At 37.9% G+C, this 9592-nt stretch carries 5 protein-coding genes; all 5 read right to left on the bottom strand.

Annotation, left to right across the window (positions count from 1 at the left end; genetic code table 11):
• Positions 1 to 731: 731 nt before the first annotated feature.
• On the bottom strand, positions 732 to 899 hold the full coding sequence (locus RG963_RS15610) for a hypothetical protein (protein ID WP_310577204.1): 168 nt from the start codon (positions 897 to 899) through the stop codon (positions 732 to 734).
• A 261-nt stretch (positions 900 to 1160) separates the two neighbouring features.
• A complete protein-coding gene (locus RG963_RS15605; RefSeq protein WP_310577203.1) occupies positions 1161 to 3290 on the bottom strand; it encodes a PKD domain-containing protein in 2130 nt (709 codons plus the stop codon).
• A 1045-nt stretch (positions 3291 to 4335) separates the two neighbouring features.
• Positions 4336 to 5223: a right-handed parallel beta-helix repeat-containing protein gene (locus tag RG963_RS15600; RefSeq protein WP_310577202.1), complete on the bottom strand. Its 888-nt coding sequence runs from the start codon at positions 5221 to 5223 to the stop codon at positions 4336 to 4338.
• A gap of 1573 nt (positions 5224 to 6796) precedes the next feature.
• On the bottom strand, positions 6797 to 8290 hold the full coding sequence (locus RG963_RS15595) for an FAD-dependent oxidoreductase (RefSeq protein ID WP_310577201.1): 1494 nt from the start codon (positions 8288 to 8290) through the stop codon (positions 6797 to 6799).
• A gap of 528 nt (positions 8291 to 8818) precedes the next feature.
• Entirely contained in the window at positions 8819 to 9226 is a 408-nt protein-coding gene (locus tag RG963_RS15590) for a DUF1699 family protein (protein WP_310577200.1), read from the bottom strand.
• Positions 9227 to 9592 lie beyond the last annotated feature (366 nt).

Genomic DNA, 9592 nt, shown 5'->3' with positions numbered 1-9592 from the left:
AGAACTTTTGGCTTTTATTATTGTGTTATCAGGGTTTCCGGATTCTGACCTTATTGTAAGATCATTTTTGATTACTTTGATATTTTCGGTATATGTACCGGGTTTTACAGTTATTACGTCTCCTGGTGCCGAATTATTCACAGCAGTTTGAATCGAATTTCCTGGATTGACGATAATGTCAGACGCAGCTCCGATACCCGATATTAATACTAAAATTAGAAAAGTTACTAATAAAGCGGTTAATTTTTTTATTCCAATTCCTCCGTCAATTAAAAGAAGTTTTGGGCAAGACTTCTGTTATAACTAAGTAAATGTTTTACACTGGATGCCCAGGTGAATGTAAGAATGCAAGGGCATGTTCTTATTCAAAGAATTTATTTGCCCATAGATTTTTCAGGTAAATCACCTTAACAGCGTGAGAATTAAAAATAAACCAATATAAACATTCCCATTTTATATTGCTTTCTATATAATCTCAACTAAATAAAAATCAATATAGTCTTAATTTAACTGTAAGACAGCATTTTAGTTTATTTAATTCAATTGAACATTTTTTTATTTTGAATTCGTGTACTCTTTTTATTTACCAACTGCTGGTTGATTTCTAAATAATCAGTAAATTATCTCAAAAACACGCGTTAATTTCAATGTATAACTCGAAGTTGGGAGTAAGAAGAAAAAGTGAGACGAAGCTGACTATAAATATTAGAACGAGAAAATAATATATTTCTCTACTCTGTTTCAAGGGAAAGTTTTCTAACTATAAAATAGGCAATAAGTTTTATCACAATTTTTAAATTTTTAATAGATATATAAAACGTACTTTTACCCATATAATTTGAAGAGGATACCTCTTCTTCTTTTAATTTTCCTATTTTCGTAACTATCCAGCCTACCAAAAATAAGTTGGTTGATCTCGATTTTGATGTAATAGATACTTTTGATTATTAACTTAGATAAAAATAAAAAAAGTAATCAATGGCCATCAATTAACAGAAACTAATTCAGATAAATTTGTCCATTGAATCTTATTAAGATGGCTATTGAGGTTATTTGCTCCAAGCTGAATAGTTACCTTTTTATTCGTTTTTCTAAGTGGTCCACTTTTCAGACATGGGATGAATCTTCTTTAGTCAGTAAAACTGACTTTTATAGCGCGTTTAGACTTTTGTCACTTTTATATAACTTGATTTTGTCTTGGTATTACTCCCTGCTGCATTACTTGCTGTCAGCTTTACCGTGTAAGTTCCTGCTGCTGAATATTTATGCGTTGGACTCTTTACCGTTGAACTAGTTCCGTCTCCGAAACTCCATTTCCATGAAGTTGGAGAGCCTGTGCTGGTATCCGTAAATACGACATTCAGTGGTGCTTTTCCTGAGAGTGGAGAGCCCCAGAAGTTTGCAACCGGAGTTTGCGAAGTCGCGGTCACTTTTATATAATTGGATTTTGTTACCGTATTACTTCCTGCAGAATTGGTTGCCGTAAGTATTACTGTGTAATTCCCTTTTGCAGAATATTTATGCGTTGGATTCTTAGTTGTCGAAGTTGTTCCATCACCAAAGCTCCATTTCCATGAAGTTGGTGATCCTGTACTCTTATCAGTGAATGCAACATTTAATGGTGCATTTCCTGATGTTGGGGACGCAGAAACTGCAGCAACAGGTTTTGCTGATGTTGTTACTTTTATATAATTGGATTTTGTTACCGTATTACTGCCTGCAGCATTGGTTGCCGTAAGTGTTACTGTATAATTCCCCTTTGCAGAATATTTATGCGTTGGACTCTTTACAGTTGAACTCGTTCCGTCTCCGAAACTCCATTTCCATGAAGTTGGTGATCCTGTACTCTTATCAGTGAATGCAACATTTAATGGTGCATTTCCTGATGTTGGGGACGCAGAAACTGCAGCAACAGGTTTTGCTGATGTTGTTACTTTTATATAATTGGATTTTGTTACCGTATTACTGCCTGCAGCATTGGTTGCCGTAAGTGTTACTGTATAATTCCCCTTTGCAGAATATTTATGCGTTGGACTCTTTACAGTTGAACTCGTTCCGTCTCCGAAACTCCATTTCCATGAAGTTGGTGATCCTGTACTCTTATCAGTGAATGCAACATTTAATGGTGCATTTCCTGATGTTGGGGACGCAGAGACTGCAGCAACAGGTTTTGTAACTCCTGTAACTGTTATATAATTGGATTTTGTTACCGTATTACTTCCTGCAGCATTGGTTGCCGTAAGTATTACTGTGTAACTCCCTTTTGCAGAATATTTATGTGTTGGATTCTTGGCTGTCGAAGTGGTTCCATCTCCAAAAGTCCATTTCCATGAAGTTGGCGATCCTGTACTTTTGTCAGTAAAGGCAACGCTTAATGGTGCATTTCCTGATGTTGGGGACGCAGAGACTGCAGCAACAGGCTTTCCTGTTCCTGATTTAGAATTAACTAAAGGCAGATAGTCAGAATAGGTGCTGCCTGTTATACTCTTATACGCGGAATCGGAAATCCCATCTCCATCTTTGTCCGCTGCAGTTTGAGAGAATCCTGTACCATCAGGTTTTCCCCAGAAGTTACCTCCTTTATACGGTCCACCTACAATATTAGTACCTGCTGTTTTTTTGATGCTGTAGGCGTTTCCGATCCCGTTTTTAATGGCCATATTAGCATCATTGAAATAATTGTTGTAAATCAGATTACTATCGCTTCTGGGACAGACATACAGACCATAAGCATTGTTGTTTCGAACGGTGTTGCCTGAGAGTTTGTTGCCGTCCGAGTTGCCAACATGAATTCCACGACCATTATTAAATGCCGTATTCCCTGAGAGAGTATTGTCTGTGGCAGTTCCAAGAACAATCCCATATTCTCCATCATTTGTAACCGTATTCTTTGAAATCTGATTTCCTTTGGAGCGCAGGACATAGATTCCATACGAGTTGTCCGAAAGTTTATTGTTCTCGATTATACAGTTACTGCATGATGACAGACAGATTCCTGAGTAGCTGGATCTGGTTGCTCCTACAGTCTTAAACCCAGTTATTTTTATGTTGTTTCCCTGTAGGAAAAGTACATCGGCACCCGAACTTTTGGCTTTTATTATTGTGTTATCAGGGTTTCCGGATTCTGACCTTATTGTAATACCATTTTTGATTACTTTGATATTTTCGGTATATGTACCAGGTTTTACAGTTATTACGTCGCCTGACGCCGAATTTGTCACAGCGGTTTGAATTGAATTTCCTGGCTTGACGATAATGTCAGACGCAGCTCCGATACCCGATATTAACACTAAAATTAGAAAAGTTACTAACAAAGCGGTTAATTTTTTTATTCCAATTCCTCCGTCAATTAAAAGAAGTTTTGGGCAAGACTTCTATTATAATTAGGTAAATATTTACACTGGATGCCCAGGTGAATGTACGAATTCGAGGGCATGTTCTTATTCAAAGAATTTATTTGCCCATAGTGAGATTTTTCAGGTAAATCACCTTAACAGCGTGAGAATTAAAAATAAACTAATATAAATCTGCTGATTTTAACTAATTCTAAATATAATATTTTACATATACCAAATAGTGCCTCAGTGAACCTATTCGGGTATGGCTCCACTTTATTAGTCTGATTGTAACCGTAAATTTGTCTTCTCTTTTCAAAAAGGAAATAGCACATACATGAGCTCATTTTCGTGTGCTTGGGCAATGATCAGGTCAACCATGTCATGTTCATCTTCGAACATCCTGGCAGCGACAGACATCGAATACATCAACTTTCTCATTGCTTCTTCGCGAGTATTTAGCTGTACAGAAGTTTCTAGGTGTATTTTTTGACTCGAATAGTCATCTTATGGCTCTTTTACTCGCTTCCGTAAGAGGCAGTCTCCGTTTGGATAGTTTCCAAAGATGGTGACATGTAATATTGGGCTACAGATGTACTGGACATGCAGGGATCAAAAAGAAAGAGTTGGTAATAAAGCCTGGAAATTGAAGAATATCATAGTGAAATAAAACAATTTTGTGAAGTAGAGCGATGTCAGGCGAGGAGAGATAATGTGCAGAGAGCATACATTGTGATGACAATAAGAGCATTTCTAAGATTTGAAATTATAATAAAAAACGGAATTACATGGTTTGAAACAAAGTGGAGCATTAAAAGAAATGCTGTTAATCAATTTCTAAAAAGACGAACGTATTCCTTAGTGTAAAAATTGTGAAAATTAAAAAGTTGCCTGCAAAGCAGGCAACTGCGTCAGTCCTATATGTTATTCTCAAACACGTAACGTGGACCCGACTGTACTTAAGAATATACTTTCTTTTTTGCAATGTCAGTTAATGGGATCAAGCGATCACATTATCATGAATATTTACATTGGTTTCTTTTGTATTTAGATGTACTATTCCAGGAGCAGCTAAATCATGGAAATTGTTGCCATAAACTTCTATGTTTTTAAGAGTTCCCTGTAATTCCAAGCCTGCATATCCACCGCCAGATGTGGTACAATCATTATTTGTAAACACTCCATCGGCAACAGAATCAAATCTACAGGACGAATTAGTCCGGTTAATAAATTTACAATTCTTAACTGTAATGCCAGTTACGTGATAGGCATATATGCCGTCGTGACCACATTTGTTTACGGTTACTGTGTCTATCGTTACGTTGCTGGACTTTGAAATAAGCATGGCATCATTACATCCGTTCTGGAATGTAACATTCTTAATTGTTAGGCCATTAACGCCTATGAATGTTGCCATGTTGTAGCAGGAAGTTCCAAGCTTAACACCAGAATAATAGTCACTCTGACTACCATCAACAGTAAAGCCTTTTATTGTAACATCGGTTGCAGAATTGCCTTTAATCATAAGCATAGCTTTTTTCTCTGCAATGCTGCTCTCGCGCCCACCCCATACAGGGAGTCCTGGGGCAAGTTTAACTGTTACACTGGAATCTCCTTCAAGGACCGTGCTGCTGCCGATCTTAAGAGAATCGCCTATAACATATGTGAATGGGCCTTTAAGGTGCACAGTTGTGCCTGGATTATTTGCTGCATCTTCAAGTGCCTGGTTAATTTGCACGTGATCTTCTTTTCCATCACAGTTGTAGTCTCCGCTTCCATCTCCGGCAACAGTTATTGTTTTTGTGTCCTGGCCGCCTAATACAGCCGGTACGGTTGTTAAAATAAGGCAGGTTACTAAGAATAGGGTTCCTAGCTGTCTTTTTAGCATCGTATCACCTTTGGGTTGGGTTTTTAGAATTTGAGTTTACTCAAAAACTTTAGGGTAGTTGTATCTTTTTCCCAAAGCCAATACGGTTGTTAAAATAAGGTATGTTGCCAGGAATAGGGTTCCCAGCTTCCTTTTTAACATCGTATTACCTTTGGGTTGGATCTATAGGGACTTTAAGTACAATCAAAATTTCATAGGGTAATTGTATACTTATTCCCAAAATTCTATATTACGTACTCGTAATAGTTTTTTTCCGAACTATCTAATCAGATCGATTCTGTACCTGGATCGATTCTGTATGGGATTCGATTCTGTACCGAACTCTCTAATTAGGTCGGGTCTATGCTGTTATTCAAAATCTGTATTACGTCTGCGTAATATTTTTGAACCTATCCAATTCGGTTCTCTGCGATTTATGTGGGCGGACACGTTGCACACAGAGTATCCACTCTCCAATCTCCTTCTAGGGACTGGTCATTGGAGGTGGCCGGACATGAGAAGCTTTGACTTCTACAACTCAAAATTTGTTACTAACCATAGGATTTTACTCCTTCTGGTCAATACCTCCGGACTTAATAATCACGGCCTTTAGCCAGGCCAACTCGTCTTTTTAAAAAGTTTTCATTCACCTATCATTGAATTCCTGAGTTGACATCCAAGATCTACGCAGTCCTATTATAAAATATTTTTGGTATTTTTACACGAAAATTTATACAGTGCGTGTTTATTTTAGATTTTTACGGGTTTTTGAGGGTATGAAAAAAAAGGATTTTGGGCAATTATTTTGTGAATTTAAAGAATCTGAATTATAAAGATAAAATATTTCCATTCTAAGCTTCCTGTTTCTCCTCCAAAAAATAAGTTTGTAATCTACAAAGAAATTTTTTTTCACTTACAACCTCATATCCGTATTCATGGACGGTTTGAAAAATACTATATAGAAAAAATTTTTCTTTCTCGGATTGATTGGAGAATAGAGAATCGGAGCGAACACAATAGTTTATAAAAATTATAAGGTGTTCCGTACGGATATTTTGGAAATTTTACGTAAGAAGAAACTTCCGAATTGGGAATTACTAAAAAAATAGACTATGAGTTATAGAATCGGGGGTGAGAAAGGTTAAGATGAATTACTTTATAAATATAGTACAGCAGGCCCTCATAATTAGTGGGTAACGAAAAATTGAATCGTAGGTAATGCTGGGATTTTTACCTCCCTAGTAACCTAATTCAGTCCACTTGAATTTTCCGAAAAAATACAGAAAAATATTCAAGAAGAGCTGACTGGATTACTTACATGACTTAAAGAGTTAGTCTGAAATAAATACGCATAACTAACTTCTGAGAAAGTTTACTAAAAATTTAGACAGATTCTCCTGGAATCCGGTGGTTATTTATCAATATGAGCAGAGAGGGCTGAAATTTCAAGACAATTTTTCCGTTTATTCAGTTTCTCCTTCCCTTAGTCTTTTCACTCTCTCTACTAGTGTCGCATCAGCAGTAAAATGTCGTATAAAATCGATTACAACCATTCAGAATTTTTCAATCCTTGAGGAATGACGCGACACTAGTTTCACTCCTTTATCTTCTTCTCCAGAAGCCCATAAACTGCAGGACTTTGAATTACTTCTCCTCTGGCACTGTAACGGGAACCGTGACAGGGGCAGTCCCAGGTTTTCTCAGCATCATTCCAGGTGACAAAGCATCCCATGTGTCTGCAGGCAGGATTTAATGTATAAAGTACACTCTGCGGGTCCCGGTATACTGCCACCTTTTCCTCTCTTTTTTCAATAACCATGCCCTGATCTGGTTCGATCATGGAGATCTCTTTCTGGACCGCGAATGGGGATACCTGTTGGGATCTTGAAGGATCGTATACCTCAGTCCAGGGATTATCCCTGCCAAGAATCGTATCCGTGAGAATCATTGCTGCAGCAGTGCCTGTCGTCATGCCCCACTTCTGAAATCCGGTTGCCACATAGGAGTGCTCACTGTCTGGAGTAAGCCTGCCGATAATTGGCACGTTATCGTCAGACATGACGTCCTCAGTTGACCAATGATAATCAATAGATCGTACTTTATAAATCGATCTGGCCCAATTCTCAAGATGCCTGTAGTGCTCGTGTGTTGGATTTCCATTCCCTGTAGGGTGCCCATCGCCAACTGCAAGTACCAGTTCACTTCCGTTTGCAGGCTGGGAGCGAAGGGATCGTCCAGGTTCCTCGGCATTGATAAACATCCCATCCGGGAATGTCTCCTCAATACGCATTCCAAGTACATATGACATTGATTGGTACAGTTTTTTGTATGACCCTCCGGGCTTCTCTACAATAGGGAAATGAGTTGCCTGAATGACATTTTCTGCTCTTACCGTCCCACGATCAGTTTTTATAATCACGGGCTCTCCTCCTTCTATTCCCAGTGCCCTTGTTTTTTCAAAGATATGGCAACCATTACCCTGAATTTCTCTGGCAAGGGCACACAGGTACTTTCGAGGATGAAACTGTGCCTGGTGGCTAAAACGAACTGAACCGTACGTTTCAAAAGGCAACGGCACGTTCCCTTCAAACGAGGCTGGAAGCCCCAGGTTCCTGGCTGCTCGAACTTCATCCAGAATCCTCTGTGCAGAATCTTCAGAACTTGCATAGACATATGCTGGCTTGTGAGCAAAGTCGCAGGATATGTCCCATGAACGAACTATATACTCAATCTTCTCGATTGCCGCCTGGTTAGATTCGGCGTACTGTTTCGCCTGTCCTCTTCCTAATTCCGATATAAGTCTGTTATATATCAGGTTATGCTGGGATGTGATTTTTGCAGTCGTATAGCCGGTAACCCCTTTTATGATCCTGTCTGCCTCGATCACTGCGACGGATATTCCCGCTTGCTTCAAAAGAAAAGCCGAAGTAATTCCTACTATTCCTCCCCCAATTATCGCCACTTCAACGCGAATATCCCCTGGCAGAACAGGATAATTTGATCCTGGGGTTGTTGCCATCCAGTAAGATTCTGCCCTTCCAGGCAGGACGTAATTTGTTCCCATCTGGTTTGCCATATCTTTCACCATAAAAATCTGTAGGGATTTCCGTACGCTTTAGTCTTTTCTCGTGGGCGTTCCCTCCACGAAGGCAATTGCCGGAGTCCACTCACGTTTTGCACAATTACTTATTCAAAATTCTCCCTCTTATCTATTCTCAAATATCTTCGGTGCCTGTTTTCAAATAGATATCATAAAATTATCTAATTAACTCTTATAAAAATCAATAGTAATATTAACTCAGGTATTAGTGTAAGCAGATTAATTAAAACAGAAATTGGAACCGGAAATCAGGAACATGGGACCTTAAATATTCAAAGATTTAAAAAATTCGACGATTTCGGATAATCACAGACAGGTGTAGCCTTCCTGAGATAAAAAAGGTAAAATCCCCCTGAGATGAAAAATATGAGCTAAATCTCAAGTCAGGGAATTTTCCAGGGCCTTTTTAAATGAAAAATTCAAGCTGGAGATAGATCCAGAGAAAGATGCAATATCTTTCTGCATGATCATCTATCTCCAGTAAAGAGTGAATTTAAGGTATATTCCTGCACGAATTCAAGCAGGAGCTTCTTTGCTGATGATATAAGCAACCATTCCAGGGTTAAGTTTGCTTTCCCTTGAAACCTTTGCTTCGATATCCTCACTGGATTTACCTTCAGTTTTCATCTCCTTTATTTTATCAGTCACTGAGGATGGAATATTGTAGTATTCGTTAATGTCCTTCCTATGGCCCCAGACGTCTCCTTCGATAAGCTGGATTTTCTGCATCTCAAGGAACATTTCTATGGATTTTGAAACCGTACTCATGTAGGATTTAGGTAACTGAATTACATCGATTTTCGGGCAGGTTTCAACCAGTCCAAATATATCCTTGTTCGAAGGTCTGAAAGCCAGATGAACGACACGTTCATTCGGGTTAAGTGTAAAGATTTCTTCTCTTGAACTAACGACTCTGATTTTCATGTTTTTTCCCCACTGTATAGTTTTTTTACGTTTTTACATTGATATAAACTACTTATACTGACTATAAATATTTATCTTACAGTCCTATTATTTTTTAAATAGTCCTCTGGCTCTTCTGCTTCTGCTAATTTTCTGAAATTAACCGAAAAAAGCCGACAAAAGTAAATCCCATTTTCTACAAATTGGTTTTATTCTTTGATTTGATTTTTACTATTTTTCCAGTTATATTTTTTCCAAAAAACTGATTAAATTATTTTTAATTATTAATTATAATCAGCTCTTGAAAATGATCATTCTTTTAAGAATTAATAAGCTTTATTTTCGGAATTAAATATATTTTTCGTGTCTTTCTAATAAATACAGATT

The organism is Methanosarcina baikalica, assembly GCF_031461075.1.
Lineage (GTDB): Archaea > Halobacteriota > Methanosarcinia > Methanosarcinales > Methanosarcinaceae > Methanosarcina > Methanosarcina baikalica.
The sequence above is the reverse complement of the archived record's forward strand: the minus strand, read 5'-3'. Positions and strand labels throughout refer to the sequence as shown.